At 70.5% G+C, this 17,930-nt stretch carries 14 protein-coding genes and 3 pseudogenes; 13 read left to right on the top strand and 4 right to left on the bottom strand.

Features of this window, described 5'->3' with window-relative positions:
• The 11 genes and pseudogenes from OEY_RS29765 to OEY_RS0109500 all read left to right on the top strand — a co-directional run.
• Window positions 1-224: pseudogene (locus tag OEY_RS29765) on the top strand (ATP-dependent DNA ligase); the annotation flags it as partial.
• A gap of 33 nt (window positions 225-257) precedes the next feature.
• On the top strand, window positions 258-1,283 hold the full coding sequence (locus OEY_RS0109545) for a DNA polymerase domain-containing protein (protein WP_040274821.1): 1,026 nt from the start codon (window positions 258-260) through the stop codon (window positions 1,281-1,283).
• A 144-nt stretch (window positions 1,284-1,427) separates the two neighbouring features.
• On the top strand, window positions 1,428-1,955 hold the full coding sequence (locus tag OEY_RS0109540) for a DUF6764 family protein (protein ID WP_010593659.1): 528 nt from the start codon (window positions 1,428-1,430) through the stop codon (window positions 1,953-1,955).
• An 82-nt stretch (window positions 1,956-2,037) separates the two neighbouring features.
• On the top strand, window positions 2,038-3,246 hold the full coding sequence (locus OEY_RS0109535) for a serine hydrolase domain-containing protein (RefSeq protein ID WP_010593658.1): 1,209 nt from the start codon (window positions 2,038-2,040) through the stop codon (window positions 3,244-3,246).
• Window positions 3,247-3,296: 50 nt separating this feature from the next.
• Window positions 3,297-3,512, top strand: a complete 216-nt coding sequence (locus tag OEY_RS0109530) for a dodecin (RefSeq protein ID WP_010593657.1) — start codon at window positions 3,297-3,299, stop codon at window positions 3,510-3,512.
• Between the two features lie 121 nt (window positions 3,513-3,633).
• Window positions 3,634-5,313: an FAD-dependent oxidoreductase gene (locus OEY_RS0109525; RefSeq protein ID WP_010593656.1), complete on the top strand. Its 1,680-nt coding sequence runs from the start codon at window positions 3,634-3,636 to the stop codon at window positions 5,311-5,313.
• A 145-nt stretch (window positions 5,314-5,458) separates the two neighbouring features.
• Entirely contained in the window at window positions 5,459-6,367 is a 909-nt protein-coding gene (locus OEY_RS0109520; RefSeq protein WP_010593655.1) for a L,D-transpeptidase, read from the top strand.
• Window positions 6,368-6,479: 112 nt separating this feature from the next.
• Window positions 6,480-7,526 carry a carbohydrate ABC transporter permease gene (locus OEY_RS0109515; RefSeq protein ID WP_010593654.1) on the top strand — a complete coding sequence of 349 codons (1,047 nt, stop codon included), beginning with the start codon at window positions 6,480-6,482 and terminating at the stop codon, window positions 7,524-7,526.
• Entirely contained in the window at window positions 7,523-8,410 is an 888-nt protein-coding gene (locus tag OEY_RS0109510; protein WP_010593653.1) for a carbohydrate ABC transporter permease, read from the top strand. The genes OEY_RS0109515 and OEY_RS0109510 overlap by 4 nt, the downstream gene beginning before the upstream one ends.
• Window positions 8,411-8,429: 19 nt before the next feature.
• The gene (locus OEY_RS0109505; RefSeq protein ID WP_010593652.1) at window positions 8,430-9,737 is read left to right on the top strand and encodes an ABC transporter substrate-binding protein; all 1,308 of its coding nucleotides are present in this window, start codon (window positions 8,430-8,432) and stop codon (window positions 9,735-9,737) included.
• Between the two features lie 8 nt (window positions 9,738-9,745).
• On the top strand, window positions 9,746-10,876 hold the full coding sequence (locus tag OEY_RS0109500; protein ID WP_010593651.1) for an ABC transporter ATP-binding protein: 1,131 nt from the start codon (window positions 9,746-9,748) through the stop codon (window positions 10,874-10,876).
• 453 nt (window positions 10,877-11,329) lie between these two features.
• Here OEY_RS0109500 and OEY_RS0109495 read toward each other — a convergent pair whose 3' ends face one another.
• On the bottom strand, window positions 11,330-11,944 hold the full coding sequence (locus OEY_RS0109495) for a flavodoxin family protein (RefSeq protein WP_010593650.1): 615 nt from the start codon (window positions 11,942-11,944) through the stop codon (window positions 11,330-11,332).
• 142 nt (window positions 11,945-12,086) lie between these two features.
• Here OEY_RS0109495 and OEY_RS0109490 point away from each other — a divergent pair, with 142 nt between their 5' ends.
• Window positions 12,087-12,491 carry an OsmC family protein gene (locus OEY_RS0109490; RefSeq protein WP_017680791.1) on the top strand — a complete coding sequence of 135 codons (405 nt, stop codon included), beginning with the start codon at window positions 12,087-12,089 and terminating at the stop codon, window positions 12,489-12,491.
• A gap of 329 nt (window positions 12,492-12,820) precedes the next feature.
• Here the strand turns inward: OEY_RS0109490 and OEY_RS0109485 are convergent.
• From OEY_RS0109485 to OEY_RS0109470, 3 genes and pseudogenes are all read right to left on the bottom strand, one after another.
• Window positions 12,821-14,113 (bottom strand): annotated as a pseudogene (locus OEY_RS0109485) (serine/threonine-protein kinase); the annotation flags it as partial.
• 154 nt (window positions 14,114-14,267) lie between these two features.
• The gene (locus tag OEY_RS0109480) at window positions 14,268-15,755 is read right to left on the bottom strand and encodes a flavin-containing monooxygenase (RefSeq protein WP_010593647.1); all 1,488 of its coding nucleotides are present in this window, start codon (window positions 15,753-15,755) and stop codon (window positions 14,268-14,270) included.
• A 358-nt stretch (window positions 15,756-16,113) separates the two neighbouring features.
• Window positions 16,114-17,334, bottom strand: a complete 1,221-nt coding sequence (locus OEY_RS0109470) for a glycosyltransferase (RefSeq protein ID WP_010593646.1) — start codon at window positions 17,332-17,334, stop codon at window positions 16,114-16,116.
• Between the two features lie 349 nt (window positions 17,335-17,683).
• Between OEY_RS0109470 and OEY_RS28240 the strand changes: the two are divergent.
• Window positions 17,684-17,930 (top strand): annotated as a pseudogene (locus tag OEY_RS28240) (hypothetical protein); the annotation flags it as partial.

Below are 17,930 nucleotides of genomic sequence, written 5' to 3'. Positions count from 1 at the left end.
GGCCGGCCGCGGCCCGCCGTTGGATACCGCTGCGGCCCGAGCGGGTCCTGGAGGTGGCCTACGACCAGATGGAGGGCAACGCGGAGGCCGGCCTGCGGTTCCGGCACGCGGCCCGGTTCCTGCGGTGGCGGCCCGACCGCGATCCGCGCAGCTGCACCTTCGAGCAGTTGGACGTGCCGGTGCGGTACGACCTCGCCGACGTCCTCGACCGGACAGGAGTGTGACCTGCGGTGCCCGACGCGAAGCGCTCTCCCGCGATGGAACTGGACGTCGGCGGTGTGCCCGTCCGCCTGTCCAACCCCGACAAGGTCTACTTTCCCCGCCTCGGTGAGGCCGGCAGCAAGCGCCGCCTCGTCGAGTACTACCGGACCGTCGCGACGGCCGGCTCGGCGCCGCTGCTGCAGGCGCTGCGGGAGCGGCCCACGCACCTGCAGCGGTTCCCGGACGGGATCGAGGGCGAGGAGATCTACCAGAAGCGGGTGCCTGCCCGCCGGCCCGACCACATCGCGACATGCGAGGTCACGTTTCCGTCCGGCCGCACCGCCGACGTGCTGCGGGTGCGCGCCGCCGCGGACGTCGTGTGGGCGGCGAACCTGGGCACCGTGACGTTCCATCCGTGGGCGGTGCGCTGCGGGGACGTCGACCGCCCCGACGAGTTGCGCATCGATCTGGACCCGCAGCCGGGGACCGCCTTCGACGACGCCCGGGCGGTCGCCCTCGAGGTGCTGCGGCCGCTGCTCGACGAACTGGGTCTGGTCGGGTTCCCGAAGACGTCGGGGGGCCGCGGCCTGCACGTGTACGTGCGCATCGTCCCGGAATGGGACTTCGTCGGTGTGCGCCGCGCCGGGATCGCCCTGATGCGGGAGGTGGAACGTCGCAGCGGCGGACGGGCCACCACCGCGTGGTGGAAGGAGGAGCGTGGGCAGCGCATCTTCCTCGACTTCAACCAGAACGCCCGGGACAAGACGATCGCATCGGCCTACTCGGTGCGGCGCACCCCGATCGCGACGGTGTCGACACCCCTGACGTGGGACGAACTCGCCGACGCCGACCCGGACGATTTCACGATCGCGACCGTGCCGGGGCTGCTCGAACGCCGCGGTGACCCGATGGCCGCGATGGACGAGACCGCGCAGACGCTCGACGTGCTGCTCGAGATGGCCGAGCGGGACGCCGCCGCAGGCCTCGGCGACCTGCCCTACCCGCCCACCCACCCGAAGATGCCGGGCGAGCCGAAACGGGTGCAGCCGTCGCGCGACACGGATCGCAAGCGGCCCGGTTAGGCATTCCGCTGGGCGTAGTCACCGGAGCGGTGACGTCCCGTGACCGCATCGATGCCCGCCCACCCGGTGAACCGGTGCGCGTCTCCGTAGACTCCCCTGAGGGGATTCGGTTTGCGGGGGACGAGGCCGGAGGAGGCAGTCACCGTGTCGGTGGTAGCGGATGCACGGAAGTCGGTTCGGGTGCTCGGCGGTGGTGCGGTGGTGGTCGCGGGTGTCGCGGCCGCACTCGTCGCGGCACCGCCCGCCCAGGCGGTGACGTGCGCGGCGCCCCCGGGTTCGGCGACCTCGGTCACCCAGCTCGACGGGCGGACCGCGTGCGGTGCGGTCGCGGATGCGCCGAGCGGCGCGTGGGGCTACGGCGACGGCGGAGTCGGCTTCGCCGACGCCCGCACCGGGGCGCGCGTGCTCGCGGCCGGACTGGCTGGGGGTGTCGGGGCGGGCGAAGCTGCGGGAGGTCCTCTCGCCGCCGTCGGCTACGGCGAGAACGCCCTGGCACTGGGGATCGTCGAGGAGCCCGCGGCCGCGCTCGTCGTGGCCGGCCCGCAGTCCCAGGCGTTCATCGGTGACCTGCGCGATCCGGTGCTGTGTGAAGGGTCCGCCGCGACCGCGGTCAACCTCACCACGGGACGGGGCTGCGTCGTGCTGGGGACGTTCCGGTACGTCGCCCCCTGACGGGACCCTTCGGCAAAACCCGTTCGGGAACGGACGCTGCGACGTAGCCTGGCGGCACGAAGTCGACTGGGAGGTATCACGGATGACAGCCCGACCGGTGCGGGGCGCGGCGGCGGTCCAGGACCCGCCGCCGACCGAGATGCACGTCGACCGGCGATTCCTGCCGCTCGCGGATCGCTTCTTCGACCTGTACCGGCTGCCCCGGCACGGCGGCGGTGCCCTCGCCGCCTACCTGGACGGCGAGAAGGTACTCGACATCTGGGCGGGCTGGGCCACCCGCGACCGGCGGTGGAACCGCGACACGGTGTCGCTGTCCTTCTCCACCGGCAAGGGCGTGGCGTCGACCGTGGTGCACCGCCTCGCAGACCGCGGCCTGATCGACTACTTCGCGCCGGTCGCCCGGTACTGGCCGGAATTCGCGGCGGCCGGTAAGGAGCACGTCACCGTCGCGGACGTCCTCACCCACCGGGCCGGACTGCACCGGGTGCGCAACCTGCGGCCCGGCCGGATGGGCATCGTCGACTACGACGCGACGGTTCGTGCGCTGGCGGCGGCGCCGCCCGATTCTCGGCGGCTGAGCGGACCGGGGTACCACGCGGTGACCTACGGCTGGCTCGTCGCGGAGATCGTGCAGCGGGTGACCGGGCTGCCGTTCGTCGACGTCGTCCGGCAGGAGATCGCCGAACCCCTGGGCACCCCCGAATTCTGGTTCCGGGTTCCGGAGGACCAGCGGCACCGCATCGCCAAGCTGTTCCCGCGGATCAATCCCGCCGGACTGCACTGGGGGATGACCGCTTCGGTGCTGTCGCGGGTGAGCCTCACCCGCGGTCTCGCGGAGGCTGCGATGCCGGAGGAGTTCGACGAGCTGGTGCGTGATCCGTCGGTGCACGACGCGGTGATGCCCGGGTGGAACGGAGTGTTCTCGGCGCGGGCGCTGGCACGGATGTACGGGGCGATCGCCGCGGGCGGCACGATCGACGGAGTGCAGTTCCTGAAGCCGGAGACCGTCGAGGCCATGAACGAGGTCCGGGTACGCGGGCGCGACTACGTGCTCGGCGTCCCGATGGCGTGGCGCCTCGGCTACCACCAGCCGGTGTTCGTCAGCCGGGAACGGCCGCGCGGGGCGCTCGGCCACTACGGGGTCGGCGGTTCGGGCGCCTTCGCCGACCTCGACACCGGCCTGTCGCTCGCGTTCACGACGAACCGACTGGGCAGCGGCCCGATCGCGCTGGGCGATCTGCGGCTCGCGCGACTGGGTGCGGTGGCGCGTGAACTCGCCCGTCGCGCGTGAGAGGACGGCCACGAGTGTTCGAAGCAGTTCGATACGGAGGGAGCGAAGCTGTGAGCCACGTGTACCGGGTGATCGAGGTGGTGGGGTCGTCGACGGACAGCGTCGACGACGCGATCAAGCAGGCCGTCGCGCGGGCGGCGGAGACCACGCGCCATCTCGAGTGGTTCGAGGTGATGAACGTCAGGGGCCACATCGACGACGGGGCCGTCGCGCACCTCCAGGTGACCGTGAAGATCGGCTTCCGTATCGAGCCGAGCGACGGCTGACCCCCGGCGCGGGGGACACGCCGGGAGAGCAGGTGCAGCGAACCGGATCTCGACCGGAATTGGAACACGTTATAGTCTGGGGGGGTCGTCGAACCCCCGGCACTTCAGGCAGGTATCCACCGTGGTTTACGTGATCACCCAGGCGTGTTGCAACGATGCCTCGTGCGTCGAGGTCTGCCCCGTCAACTGCATTCACCCCACGCCCGACGAGGCGCCGTTCGCCACCACCGAGATGCTCTACATCGACCCGGACACCTGCATCGACTGCGGCGCGTGCGTGGACGAATGCCCGGTGGACGCGATCTACGCCGACAACGAGCTTCCCGCCGAGCACGAGCCGTACCTGAAGATCGCCGAGGACTACTACCGGCGCTACCCGATCGGACCGGACTGGCCCGAGGAGCGCGACCGCACCAAGATCCCCGCCGAACTCGGCTCCCTGCGGGTCGCGATCGTCGGTTCGGGCCCGGCCGCCTGCTACGCCGCGCTGGAGCTGACCAGCCGGTCCCGCGTCGAGGTCGACATCTTCGACCGTCTGCCCACCCCGTACGGACTCGTCCGCGCCGGTGTCGCCCCGGACCACCAGAGCACCAAGTCCGTCGGTGAGCTGTTCCGCAGCGCCCTCGGCCACAAGAAGAGCCAGTGCTGGTTCAACGTCGAGGTGGGCACCCACATCAGCCACGAGGAACTGCTCGCGCACCACCACGCCGTGATCTACGCCGTCGGTGCCGCCGCCGACCGGCACCTGGACGTGCCCGGCGAGGACCTGCCCGGCTCGCACGCCGCCACCGAGTTCGTCGCCTGGTACAACGGGCACCCCGACTACGCCGACCGCACCTTCGACCTGTCCGGCGAACGCGCGGTGATCATCGGCAACGGCAACGTCGCCCTCGACGTCGCGCGGGCACTGGTCGCCGACCCGGACGAGCTGGCGAAGACCGACATGGCCGATCACGCCGTCGCCGCCCTGCGCGCGTCGAACATCCGCGAGGTCGTCGTCGTGGGACGGCGCGGACCCGCCCAGGCCGCCTACACCAATCCGGAACTGCTGGCCCTCGGTCAGCTCCGGGGCGTCGACGTCGTCGTCGACCCGGCCGACGCCGAACTCGACCCGGCCAGCCGGGCCCTCGTCGACGACCCCGCCGTCGAACCACGGATCGCACTGAAGGTCGAACAGGTCCAGGGCTTCGCCCGCCGGACCCCGACCGAGGACAACAAGCGGATCGTGCTGCGCTTCCTCGCCGCACCCGTCGCGCTGAACGGGGACGGCCGGGTCGACTCGATCACCCTCGAACGCACCGAACTGGCCGAGACCAACGGCCGCCTCGAGGCGCACCGCACCGGGCAGACCGAGACCCTGCCCACGGGCCTGGTCCTGCGGTCGGTCGGCTACCGGGGGCGTCCCGTCGCCGATCTGCCGTTCGACGAGACGCGCGGCATCCTCCCCAACGAGGAAGGCCGGGTCGTGGACCCGGAAACGAACGAGCCCCTGCCCGGGGTGTACACCGCAGGCTGGATCAAGCGCGGGCCCACCGGCGTCATCGGCACCAACAAGCAGTGCTCCGCGCAGACCGTCGAGCATCTGGTCCAGGACTTCGTGGCCGGCCGCCTCGTCGCCCCCGTCGCCGACCGGGAGAAGCTCGCGGCGCTGATCTCCGAGCGCCGGCCGGACTACGTGGACTACCGGGGCTGGCAGCAGATCGACAAGCAGGAACGCGCCCGGGGCGGTGCTGTGGGCCGCTCCCGCGTGAAGTTCGTCGCTGTCGACGATCTCCTCGCTGCCTCCCGAATCGAGTCCTGACCTGGCGTCGAGCTCCCGACGGGCCACCCGGACGGGCGCGGTCGAATTGCCCGCCCGCAGGTGTGCTGTGTCTAATGGGTGCGCCAAGTCGTCGCTGTCGGGGCGGACGTGGGTGCGACGGCACGAACGAACGATGGGTTGTCGAATGTTCGAGAAGAAGGGTCGGCCGAACAGTCGCGGCCGCGCCGGACGCTGGTCCGGCCGTGTCGTCACCGCGCTGGTGGGCGTCGGCGCCGCCACGCTCACCATGACCGGACCCGCCGCCGCGGTACCCCTGTGGCCCGGCGGACCCGAACTGCCGAGCGTGCAGGAACTCGTCGAACGGCTGCCCGGCCAGGCGCCGGAACCCGCCCCGTTCTCCGCACCGTCGATCAACCCGTCGAACGGTGAGACGGTGGGCGTCGCGCAGCCGATCATCATCCGCTTCGACGAGCCGATCACCGACCGCGCCGCCGCCGAGCGGCACATCGAGGTCCAGGCCGACCCGCCCGTCGACGGGCACTTCTACTGGGCGTCGGACCGGCAGGTGCGCTGGCGGCCCTACGAGTTCTGGCCCGCCCACACCCAGGTCACCGTGAACGCCGGGGGCACGCAGTCGTCGTACACCGTCGGCGACGCGCTGATCACCGTCGCGGACGACGCCACCAAGACCATCACCGTCACCCGCAACGGTGAGGTCGTCAAGACCATGCCGACGTCGTTCGGCAAGCCGGGCTACGAGACGCCCAACGGCACCTACATCGTCGGCGAGAAGTTCCGTGACATGTACATGGACTCGTCCACGTACGGCGTGCCGGTGGACTCGCCCGAGGGGTACCGCACCTACGTCGAGTACGCGACCCGCATCTCCAACAGCGGCATCTTCGTGCACGCGGCGCCGTGGTCCGAGTGGGCGCAGGGCAACACGAACGTCAGCCACGGTTGCCTGAACGTGAGCACCGAGGACGGCCGCTGGTTCTTCGAGAACGCCCGGAAGGGTGACCCGGTGATCGTGCAGAACACCGGGGGCGGCATCCTCAACGGCTGGGACGGCCTCGGTGACTGGAACCTCTAGCCGGACAACGGCCGGCGCCGGCGAGCACTTCGTACCTCGACGGTGACGAGAGTACTCGTCGGCGCCAGACCGGCGTAACCTCCGGTTCGTCCGCGGCAGACACACTGCCGCAGTGCGCTCGAGTCCGGAAAGAGTACTGCCCCGAACCGACCGGGGTCCGTGGGGACGCCCGTGGGGCGACTACGCGCTGTTCGCCGCGCTGATCGGACCGAATCTCGCGCTGCTGGTCCTGTTCACGTACCGGCCGCTCGTCGACAACATCCGACTGTCGTTCTTCGAGTGGAACATCTCGAGCCCCACCGCGACGTTCGTCGGACTGGGCAACTACCGCGAGTGGTTCGGCCGTGCCGACACGTGGCAGATCGTCGGCAACACCGTCGTCTTCACCGTCGCGACCGTCGCGGGCTCCATGCTGCTCGGACTGGCGCTGGCGCTGCTGCTGGATCGGAAACTGCTGGGCCGCAACCTCGTCCGGTCCGCACTCTTCGCGCCGTTCGTCATCTCCGGTGCCGCGGTGGGGGTGGCGTTCCAGTTCGTGTTCGATCCCAACTTCGGCCTCGTCCAGGATCTGCTGGGCAGGCTGGGGCTCAACACCCCGGACTTCTACCAGGATCCGGCCTGGGCGCTGGTGATGGTCACCCTCACCTACCTGTGGAAGAACCTCGGCTACACGTTCGTCATCTATCTGGCGGCCCTGCAGGGCCTGCGTCCCGAACTGTCCGAGGCCGCCGCGATCGACGGCGCCTCGTCGTGGACGGCCTTTCGGCGCGTCCTGCTGCCGCAGCTCCGTCCCACCACGTACTTCCTGTCGATCACCGTGCTGCTCAACTCCTTCCAGGTCTTCGACATCATCAACGTGATGACCCGGGGCGGGCCGCTCGGTACCGGCACCACCACGATGGTCTACCAGGTCTACAACGAGTCCTTCCGGAACTTCCGGGCCGGCTACGGTGCCACCGTCGCGACAATCATGTTCCTCGTGCTGCTGGCCGTCACGGTCTACCAGGTGCGCCTGATGGACCGCGACGACACTGCGCGCCCCGCCCGCCGTCCCCGGCGCGCGCGTGGGGGTAGGCGTGGGCGTGGGCGTGCGACCGAATGTGACACGCGTTCGATCACATCGAAGCCATGTGACATTCGGACGGGGGGTGCGGAATGACGACGCTCCTGGAGCGCCCGGTCACGACCACGGAACCGGCAGCGGCGCAGCCGTATCGGCGTCGCGAGCGCACGATCCGGCTACTCGCCTACGCCGCGATGGTCGTGGCACTGCTCGTCGTGGCGCTGCCGCTGTACTGGATCGTGGTGACCTCGTTCAAGCAGCGACCCGACATCTACACGCTGCCGGTCACCTGGTGGCCCTCCGTGTTCCATCCCCGGAACTACACGGAGGCAGTCACCTCGGTGCCGTTCGGCACGTTCCTGCGGAACTCGTTGATCATCACCACGGTGCTGTCGAGCGTGAAGTTCGTCCTCGGCATCCTGAGCGCCTACGGTCTGGTGTTCCTGCGCTTCCCCGGCAAGAACCTCGTGTTCCTCGGTATCGTCGCCGCGCTGATGGTGCCGAACCAGATCACTGTCATCTCCAACTACGCGCTGGTGGCGGAATGGGGGTGGCGCAACACCTTCCAGGGGATCATCGTGCCGCTGGCAGGTGTGGCATTCGGAACGTTTCTGCTGCGCAACCATTTTCTGTCCATTCCCGCCGAGATCATCGAGGCGGCGCGGATGGACGGGGCCGGGCACGTCCGCCTGCTGTGGCGGGTCGTGCTACCCGTGTCCGGACCGACCCTGGTCGCGTTCGCGCTCATCACCGTGGTCAACGAGTGGAACGAATACCTGTGGCCGTTTCTCATGGCCGACGACGCGTCCGTGGCGCCGCTGCCGATCGGGCTGACCCAGCTGCAGAACAACGACGGCGTCACCAACTGGGGGCCGGTGATGGCCGGCACGGTGCTGGCCATGCTGCCGATCCTCGTGATCTTCCTCGCGCTGCAACGTCACATGATCAAGGGCCTCACCTCCGGTGCGGTCAAGGGCTGAACTCTCCAGGAGCAATTTCGTGAACATCGACAGGCGTGGATTTCTGGGACTGACCGGGCTCGTCGCCGCGAGCGCCGCGCTGGCGGCGTGCGCCGGCACCGGGTCGTCCGGGTCCTCGGAATCCGCATCCGCGGCGAACACCATCAAGTTCTGGTCCAACCACCCGGGCAAGTCCCAGGACGTGGAGCGCGAGCTCATCGCCCGGTTCGAGGCGAAGTACCCGGACCTGACGGTCGACCTGATCGACGGCGGCAAGAACTACGAAGAGGTGTCGCAGAAGTTCAACGCGGCCCTGTCCGGAGGCGACCTGCCCGACGTCGTCGTCCTGTCGGACGTGTGGTGGTTCAACTACGCGCTGACCGGCGCGATCACCCCGCTCGACGACCTCTTCGCCGAGGTCGGCGTGGACACCGGGGACTACGTCGATTCCCTGCTGGCCGACTACCTCTTCGAGGGCCGTCACTTCGCGCTGCCCTACGCCCGCTCGACGCCGCTGTTCTACTACAACCGGGACGTCTGGCGGCAGGCCGGTCTTCCCGACCGCGGACCCGCCACCTGGCAGGAGTTCGCCGAGTGGGGTCCCGAACTGCAGCGGGTGGTCGGGTCCGGCAAGCTGGCACACGGCTGGGGTAACGCCAAGGACTACCTCGGCTGGACGTTCGAAGGACCGATCTGGACGTTCGGCGGAGCCTACTCCGACGGCTGGCGGCTGCGTTTCGGCGACGCGGAGACGATCGCCGCGGGTCAGTTCCTGAAGGACATGATCCACACCGGGAGGTACGCGGGCGTGTCCACGGACATCGCCAACGACTTCTCCGCCGGGATCATCGCGTCCACCATCGCCTCGACCGGCGATCTGTCCGGCATCACCGCGAACGCCGCGTTCGACTTCGGCACCGCGTTCCTGCCCGCCCCCGACGGGACGCCGGGATGCCCCACCGGCGGTGCGGGACTGGCGATTCCGGCGAACATCTCCGACGAGCGGAAGCGCAACGCGCTGAAGTTCGTCGACTTCGTCACCAACGGGGAGAACACCGCCTACTTCTCGCAGAAGATCGGCTACATGCCGGTGCGCAAGTCCGCCACCGAGGATCCCGGGATGAGAGCATTCCTCGAGCAGAACCCCAACGCCCGCACCGCTGTCGATCAGCTCGCGCGCACCCGGTCGCAGGACTACGCGCGCGTCTTCGTGCCCGGCGGCGACCAGATCATCGGCACCGGCCTCGAACAGATCGCGCTGCAGGGGGCCGACGTGCCGACGGCGTTCGGCGACGTCGCGCGGCAGCTGCAGCAGATCATCGACCGTCAGATCACCCCGAATCTGTAGGGAAAGCCTTGGCAAGCATACGTTTCCGGTCCGTCACCCACCGCTACCCCGGTGCCGATCGGCCGTCGGTGGACCGCCTCGACCTCGATGTCGCGGACGGGGAGTTCCTGGTCCTGGTCGGGCCGTCGGGCTGCGGGAAGACCACGAGCCTGCGCATGCTCGCGGGCCTCGAGGCGGTCGACGACGGTCGCATCGACATCGGTGGGGCCGACGTGACGGGACTGCCGCCCAAGGCCCGCGACGTGGCGATGGTGTTCCAGAACTACGCGCTGTACCCGAACATGACCGTGGCCGAGAACATGGGTTTCGCGTTGCGCAACGCCGGCGTCGGCAGGGTGGAACGGACGACGCGGGTGCTCGACGTCGCGCGGATGCTCGAACTCGAGCCGCTGCTCGACCGCAAACCGGGCAAGCTCTCGGGTGGGCAGCGACAGCGCGTGGCCATGGGCCGGGCGATCGTGCGACGGCCCGCGGTGTTCTGCATGGACGAACCGCTGAGCAACCTCGACGCGAAGCTGCGCGTCAGCACGCGTTCGCAGATCGCCGGACTGCAGCGGCGACTCGGCACGACGACCGTGTACGTCACCCACGACCAGGTGGAGGCCATGACGATGGGGGACCGGGTGGCCGTCCTCGACGGCGGTCGCCTGCAGCAGGTCGCCGCACCCCGCGTCCTGTACGACAACCCCGTCAACACCTTCGTCGCCGGGTTCGTCGGTTCGCCCGGCATGAACCTGCTCGACGCACCCGTCCGCGACGGCGCGGCCGTGCTCGGCGCCCTACGAGTGCCGGTTCCGGCCGACGTCGGCGCCGACCGGATCGTCGTCGGGGTGCGGCCCGAGGCATGGACCCCCGTGGGCGCGTGGCGGTCCGGGACGCTGTCCCTGACGGTGGACCTGGTCGAGCAGCTCGGCGCGGAGGCCTTCGTCCATGCGACGGCGACCGGGCCGGCCGACTGGTCGAGCGCGACGGGCAAGGTCGTCGTACGGGTGGATCGACGAGTTGCGATCGGTCCGGGGGAGCAGGTGCACCTGCTCCCGCAGCCGGGGGAGGTCTACTTCTTCTCCGCGACGACCGGTGCTCGCCTCGGTGTCGGCGACCGAATGTCACATACGTTCGATTCGATCGAACGCGTGTGACATTCGGTCGAACCGGCGGCACGCGGGCGAACCGGCGGCATGCGGGCGAACCGGCGGCATGCGGGCGAACCGGCGGCATGCGGGCGAACCGGCGGCATGCGGGCGAACCGGCGGCATGCGGGCGAACCGGCGGCATGCGGGCGAACCGGCGGCATGCGGGCGAACCGGCGGCATGCGGGCGAACCGGCGGCATGCGGGCGAACCGGCGGCATGCGGGCGAACCGGCGGCATGCGGGCGAACCGGCGGCATGCGGGCGAACCGGCGGCATGCGGGCGAACCGGCGGCATGCGGGCGAACCGGCGGCATGCGGGCGAACCGGCGGCATGCGGGCGAACCGGCGGCATGCGGGCGAACCGGCGGCATGCGGGCGAACCGGCGGCATGCGGGCGAACCGGCGGCATGCGGGCGAACCGGCGGCATGCGGGCGAACCGGCGGCATGCGGCGGGCGGGCTCAGCCCGGATACGGCGGGTACTGCCGTTCGCGCAGCACGGTGCTCAGATGGACGGCGTTCCGTGCCAGTGCCTGCGTGGTCGTGGATACCTGTTCCGGAACCTCGGACAGGTCCTTGAAATCCGTGCCGGACATCGCTTCCCCGTTCCAGTAGGTGCAGCCCTGGGCCGGGATGCTGAACCCGATGTCGTTGAGACCCTGGAACAGGTCGGCGACGATCTTGTGCGCACCGTCCTCGTTGCCCACGACCGCGGCGACGGCGACCTTCCCGACCATGCGTGGCCGGTTCTCGTCGTCGGTGCTCGACAGTTCCGCGTCGAGGCGTTCGAGCACGCGCTGGGCGACGCTGGACATGTGGCCCACCCAGGTCGGCGTGGCGACGATCAGGATGTCGGCGGCGGCGACGCGTTCGAGCAGGCCCGGCCACTCGTCGCCGTCACCCATGTCCGCCTCCACACCGGGACGGACGTCGTGGTCGACGACGCGCACCGATTCGGTGGTCACGCCGTGCCCGGCGAGCGCGGACAGGACATGCGACACCATCAGGTCGGTGCTGGACTCCGCCGGGGACGGTTTGAGTGTGCAGTTCAGGGCGAGGGCACGAAGGGTGGTCATGGGTGCGGTTACCCGGTCCGGTGGGTGTCAATCCCCGGCCGCGGGTTTCCCCGGGCTCGGTTCGGGCACCCGGGTGATCGCATCGGTGCCGTAGCGAGCGGCGCCGGCGCTCAGAGCGAAGTGCGGACCGGAGGAACACCTGATGACAGAGCCGAATTCGTATCGATACACCGCAACGGCCGAGGACACCTCGGTGCGCATCGACGGGCATTCACCGGACCTGCGCGTGACGACGCCGGACAACGCCGCCGGGTTCGACGCGGTGACGCCCGAGCAACTGTATGCGGCGGCATTGGCGGCGTGCGTGTACCAGACCCTCATCGCGACGGCGTCGGCCGGCGATCACGACCTGGGGGAGTGCGCCGTGGACGCCCGCGTCGAACTCACTTCACGGGGCAACCAGGAGTTCGATCTCTCCGCCGAGGTCGACGTGCGGCTGCCTCGTGTCGAGGATCGTGATGCCAGGGAAACCCTCGCGTTGCGGGCCGTCGAACGGTGTCCGATGGCCAAGTCGGTCCAGGTGCGACTCGCCGGCGCGCACGCGTAGTGACGAGCACGAGCCGGAACGCACGGTGACCGCGCCGTCCGGATGGAGCGGACGGTCGAGCGCTACCGCTCCGCGGCGGCCGGCGCCTACCCGGCGGGAAGGCACGGTCCGTCGGGCGGCGGGGTGTGTTCGTAGCCGGGGTAGCAGGGCAGTACCTGTGGTGCTGCGGGCGCCGGTGCAGGTGCCGGGGCGGGCGCGGGAGCCGACCCGGCGGGAAGGGACGGGCCGTCGGGCGGCGGGGTGTGTTCGTAGCCGGGGTAGCACGGCAGTACCTGTGGTTCTGCCGGTGCAGGTGCAGGCGCAGGTGCAGGGGCGGGCGCGGGAGCCGACCCGGCGGGAAGGCCCGGTCCGTCGGGCGGCGGGGGGTGTTCGTAGCCGGGGTAGCACGGCAGTACCTGTGGTTCTGCCGGTGCAGGTGCAGGTGCAGGTGCAGGGGCGGGCGCGGGAGCCGACCCGGCGGGAAGGCACGGTCCGTCGGGCGGCGGGGTGTGCTCGTAGCCGGGGTAGCACGGCAGAACCTGTGGTCCTGCGGGCGCAGGTGCCGGAGCCGGGACGGGGGCAGGGGCAGGAGCCGGCGGTGCCGATCGAGGCGCCGGCCTCGCGGGGGCGGCGTCCTGGGGTGGAACTTCGCCGTCCTGGGCTGGAACCTCGGCAGCCTGGGACTCCGTCCGAGGTGGCGTCGGCTCCTGTTCCGCGGCTGTCGAGGTGGTCGGTGCGGCCGAGGGCGTGGACGTCGGAGAGGCCGGCTGCACCGCGATGGGGACGGGCGTCGGGTCGGCGTCGTCGGACGACACGGCCCCGAGGGCCACGCCGCCGACGACGAGGACGGCGACGATCGCCGCGAGAACCGGGATCATGACGCGCCGGTTCCGGGTGAGCGGAGCGACCGCGGGAACGGACCTGCCGGTGGGATGTGACGGCGCGGCCGCGGCGCGTGCCGCCGCGGCCAGCTCGCTCACCGATCCGTAGCGCCGCGCGGGTTCGGGTGCCGTTCCGCGTGCGACGACCTCGACCATGCCGGCCGGAAGATCCGAGACCGCCGACGACGACTGCGGGGCCCCCGCTCGTCCACCCGAGGACTGGAAGAGTCTGCCGGTGAGGCATTCGTACAGCACCGTCGCCAGGCCGTAGACGCCCGTCGCCGCGCCGGGATGCGGGGGGAACCCGACGTCGGTGAGGAGAACATTTCCGTCGCCCTGCACCAGGACGTTCGCCGACGTCACTTCCTGTTCGACCAGCCCGGCCGCGTGCACGGCCTCGAGCGCCGACGCCAATTGCTCGACGACACCGACTGCCCGCGGGACGTCCATCGCGCCGGTGGACCGGAGCATCGTCTGCAGATCGGTGCCCTCGACGACGGGCGTTGCGAGGAAGAGCCGGGTGCCGATCTGCCCGAAGTCGTGGATCGGGAGCACACGAGGGTTCCGGATCCGGGCGGCGATCTCGGCTTCGCGTTCGAAACGAGCGCGGTACTCGTCGTCCTCGGTCACCTCGGGTGGCAGCGCCCGCACCGCGACGTTCCGGCCGGTGGTGGTGTCGAACGCGGCCCATACCTCGCCCGTCGCGTCCACCGACAGTGGACGGTCCAGGCGATACCTGCCGAACAGGGCACCAACTTGCATCTGTCACTCTCCGCCCCTGGAAGTAGCTGTGGCTGCGGATCCGTGCACCGGAAGGATCGACCGCCTCCTCCACCGGAAGTCTATGCGGCGGATGTGCGCAGTGTCGCGCTCGGCCTCGAACCGCGCTCCTACGCTGGTTCTTTCGCCCGCGACCTCAGGCCGCCGACTGCGCCGTTGCCGGAAGCGCTGCCCGGGAGAAGCGCACGGCGCCGTCCTCGAGTCGTCCGCGGCGCATCATCACCAGGTCCCGGACGTAGTTCTGGAACAGCCGCCACGGCGCCGCGGGGCCCTGCCTGGGCATCGAATCGATGCTGCGCAGGACGTACCCGGACGCGAGATCGACCAACGGGGACGTCGCGGTCGTGGTCGCGGGGGCCGTCGGGGTGCAGTAGGCGTATCCGCGGGCGTCCATGTGGCGCAGCAGGCGGCACACGTATCCGGCGACGAGATCGGCCTTCAACGTCCACGACGCATTGGTGTATCCGACGGTGAATGCGAGATTGGGCACCCCGGAGAGCATCATCCCCTTGTACGCCAGCGTCTTTCCCATCTCGACGTCGCGACCGTCGACGCTCACGGCCATCCCGCCGAGCAGAAGCAGGTTCAGTCCCGTCGCGGTGACGATCACGTCGGCGGCGAGTTCCTGCCCGGATTCCAGGCGGATCCCGTGTTCGGTGAAGGTGTCGATCGTGTCGGTGACGACCGTCGCCCGGCCCTCCCGCAGCGCCCGGAACAGGTCGCCGTCGGGCACGAAACAGACGCGCTGGTCCCACGGGTCGTATCGCGGCCGGAAGTGCACGTCCACCTCGTAGTCCGCGGGCAGGTGGCTCTGCACGCCCTTGCGTAGCAGCCGCTTGACCAGATCGGGCCGGCGCCGGCTCAACTGGAAGAAGGCCATGCTGCCCAGCACGTTCGCCCAGCGGACGACAGGGTAGGCCAGCTTCAGCGGTATCCGGCCGAGCAACGCGCCGGCGACCGGGTCGATCGAGGGACGCGACATGACGTAGCTCGGAGAGCGCTGCAGCATCGTCACGTGTGCGGCCGTCCTCGCCAGTGCCGGGACGAGAGTCACGGCGGTGGCGCCGCTGCCGACGACGACGACGCGCTTGCCGGTGCAGTCCAGGTCCTCTGGCCAGTGCTGTGGGTGTACGAGGGTGCCGGTGAACCGTTCCACGCCGGGAAACTCGGGGGTGTAGCCCTCGTCGTAGCGGTAGTAGCCCGAATTGACGAACAGGAAGCCGCACGTGAGGCGAACTCGTTCCCCGGTGTCGGTGCGCTCGGCCGTCACGGTCCAGCGGGCGGCCGGCGTGGACCATTCGGCGCGGACCACGCGATGCCGGAACCGGACCTTCTCGTCGATGCCGCGATCCCGTGCGGTGCGGCGGACGTAGTCGCGGATGGACGGGCCGTCGGCGAAGGTCTCGGGCTCGGCCCACGGCTCGAACGAGTACCCCAGGGTGAACATGTCCGAGTCGGACCGGATGCCCGGGTAGCGGAAGAGGTCCCAGGTGCCGCCGATGACGTCGCGTGCCTCGAGGACGGTGAAGGTCTTGTCCGGGCATTCGTCCTGCAGGTGACAGGCCGCGCCGATACCGGAGAGTCCGGCGCCGACGATCAGGACGTCGACGTGTTCGTCGTGCATCGCGCTTCTCCGTTCCCGGGGGTCTGGGCGACCGGGGCAGCTGACGCAGACACTACCAACGCGCCGAGCACTCGGCGGCGACGCCGCTGTGGAATCAGCGGCGACGCCGCTGTGACATCGGCGGCGACGCCGCTGTCGTATCGGCGGTGATGCCGCTGTGGAATCAGCGGCGACGCCGCAGCGCCCCCTGCAACGCTGCGGTGCCGCCGATACCTGCTGCCAGCACGAACAGCAGCAGGACGACATTGGCGGTCACGGCTGCCCCTGCCGTGCCGCGCTTCGGAGACCGCACCCGCGGGGTGCGGTCAGGATGGCGAGCAGATGCCGGAAGTCCCGTCGCGGCCGTGGCCCGAGCATCTCAGCGGGCTCCGGAGCGTACGGACCGTACCGACCGCGGATCCGCCGGGACACACCTCTCGTAGGTGCGCACGGCGTCGGCCGCGGAACGGTCCCACGAATAGCGGGTGCTCGCCCGGTCGTGGCCGGCGAGACCGAAGGCGGTGCGCTGGACGTCGTCGGTGAGCAGGGTGTGTACCGCCGCCGCGACCGCGTCGGCCGCGTGCGGGGGCACCAGCGTGCCCGTGACCCCGTCGACGACCGTGTCGAGCAGGCCGCCGACCGCGGTGGCCACCACCGGCCGCCCGCATGCCATGGCTGCGAGCGGCACCAGGCCGAGCGGTTCGTACCAGGGCGTGCATACGACGACGTCCGCCGACCGCAACAGCGCCGGCATGTCCGTCCGGGACACGTGCCCGGTCATGTGCACCCGGTCGAGCACGCCGTGGTCCCCGGCGACGGCGCGCAGACGTGCGGCCTCGTCGGGGGCGCCGTCGTCCGCCGGTCCGCCGGCGATCACCAGTTCCGTGCCGGGGAGCAGGGCCAGCGCCCGGATCGCCACGTCGAAGCCCATCCGCGGCACGAGCGGCCCGACAGCGACGATGCGGCGCCCCGGCCCGCGCGCCGGAGCCTCGGGGCCGGTGGGCGCGAACTGCGCGAGGTTCACCCCGCAGGGCACGACGGACGTGCGGGTGCGGGGCAGGCCCAGCGCGGCGAGCTCGAACACCTCGTCCGTGCAGGTCGCGGCGACCCGGCTCGCGCCGCGCGCCAGGAGCCGCTCGATACGGATCCGGTTCGGCGACCCGGTCTGCGCCCCGCCCCGGTGCCGGCTCTCCACCACACCCAGGGTGTGGAAGGTCTGCACCGTGGGCACCGTGACGGTGCGGGCGGCGAGCTGCGTCGCGATCCCCGGCATCCAGCAGTGGGCGTGGGCGACGTCGGGCCGATCCCTCGTCCATTCCCGTTCGAGGAAGGTACCGAGCTCACCCATCCGTGGGAGCAGCTCGTCCGCCGGTAGCGGAGCCGGCGGACCGGCGGGGACGTGGACCACCTCGTACCCGTCGTCGGTCGGGACTCGCTCGGGTATGTCGGGGTCGTCGCGACGGGTGTAGACGGTCACGTCGTGTCCTGCGCGCACCAGCGCCGCCGACAGCTCGGCGACGTGCACCTTCCGGCCGTCCGCATCGACGTCGCCGGGGACCGTGAAGGGGCTTGCGTGATCGGACACCATCGCGATCTTCATGGCCCTTCCCTTCTGCGGATCGTCGTGCCCGTCGCCTCGCCTGACAGCGCCTCGCCTGACAGCCTCGTCGCGCCGCCCGACCGCGCGTACGACCCGCGGACCCACCGCCGGTCGTGGTGCAGGTCCGGACTCCGAACGTGCGGGGGCATCACGTGCGGGGGCATCGACGAGCCGTGGACGTGCCACGACGGCACGTTCACCGAGGACGCCATGGGTGCAGGGTTGCCGATTCTGCGGCAGGTAAACCGCGCGGACGGAAATTGCCGCCGGATCGGTGCGGGCACGTTTACTCGCGTGGGTCGGGGGCACACGAATCGAGAGACCGTGAGGCACCGACGAAGGAGTAGCTGTGCACGCCGATCGATTCGCAGACTTCACCACCGCGACCGGCCCGTTCGCCTCGGTGTACTACGAGGATTCGCACGCGACCGAGGATGCCGCAAAGGTTGCGGAACTGACCTGGCGTTCCATCGCGGAGCAACTGGAACAACTCGGGACTCCGCAGGCCGTGCTCGGCCACGTCGAGCGCGCGGTGACCGAGGCGCCGGCGGCGGTCGGCAGCGGTGGCCGCGCGATCGTCGCGAACCCGGACGGGG

The organism is Rhodococcus sp. P14 (assembly GCF_000256505.1).
Classification (GTDB): domain Bacteria; phylum Actinomycetota; class Actinomycetes; order Mycobacteriales; family Mycobacteriaceae; genus Rhodococcus; species Rhodococcus ruber.
The sequence above is the reverse complement of the archived record's forward strand: the minus strand, read 5'-3'. Positions and strand labels throughout refer to the sequence as shown.

What these genes read in the sequence shown, in the direction of transcription:
- OEY_RS0109545 (WP_040274821.1), top strand. Translation starts at nt 258, where the DNA reads ATGGAACTGGACGTCGGCGGTGTGCCCGTCCGCCTGTCCAACCCCGAC.
- OEY_RS0109535 (WP_010593658.1), top strand. Translation starts at nt 2,038, where the DNA reads ATGACAGCCCGACCGGTGCGGGGCGCGGCGGCGGTCCAGGACCCGCCG.
- OEY_RS0109520 (WP_010593655.1), top strand. Translation starts at nt 5,459, where the DNA reads ATGTTCGAGAAGAAGGGTCGGCCGAACAGTCGCGGCCGCGCCGGACGC.
- OEY_RS0109510 (WP_010593653.1), top strand. Translation starts at nt 7,523, where the DNA reads ATGACGACGCTCCTGGAGCGCCCGGTCACGACCACGGAACCGGCAGCG.
- OEY_RS0109495 (WP_010593650.1), bottom strand. Translation starts at nt 11,944, where the DNA reads ATGACCACCCTTCGTGCCCTCGCCCTGAACTGCACACTCAAACCGTCC.
- OEY_RS0109490 (WP_017680791.1), top strand. Translation starts at nt 12,087, where the DNA reads ATGACAGAGCCGAATTCGTATCGATACACCGCAACGGCCGAGGACACC.
- OEY_RS0109480 (WP_010593647.1), bottom strand. Translation starts at nt 15,755, where the DNA reads ATGCACGACGAACACGTCGACGTCCTGATCGTCGGCGCCGGACTCTCC.
- OEY_RS0109470 (WP_010593646.1), bottom strand. Translation starts at nt 17,334, where the DNA reads ATGAAGATCGCGATGGTGTCCGATCACGCAAGCCCCTTCACGGTCCCC.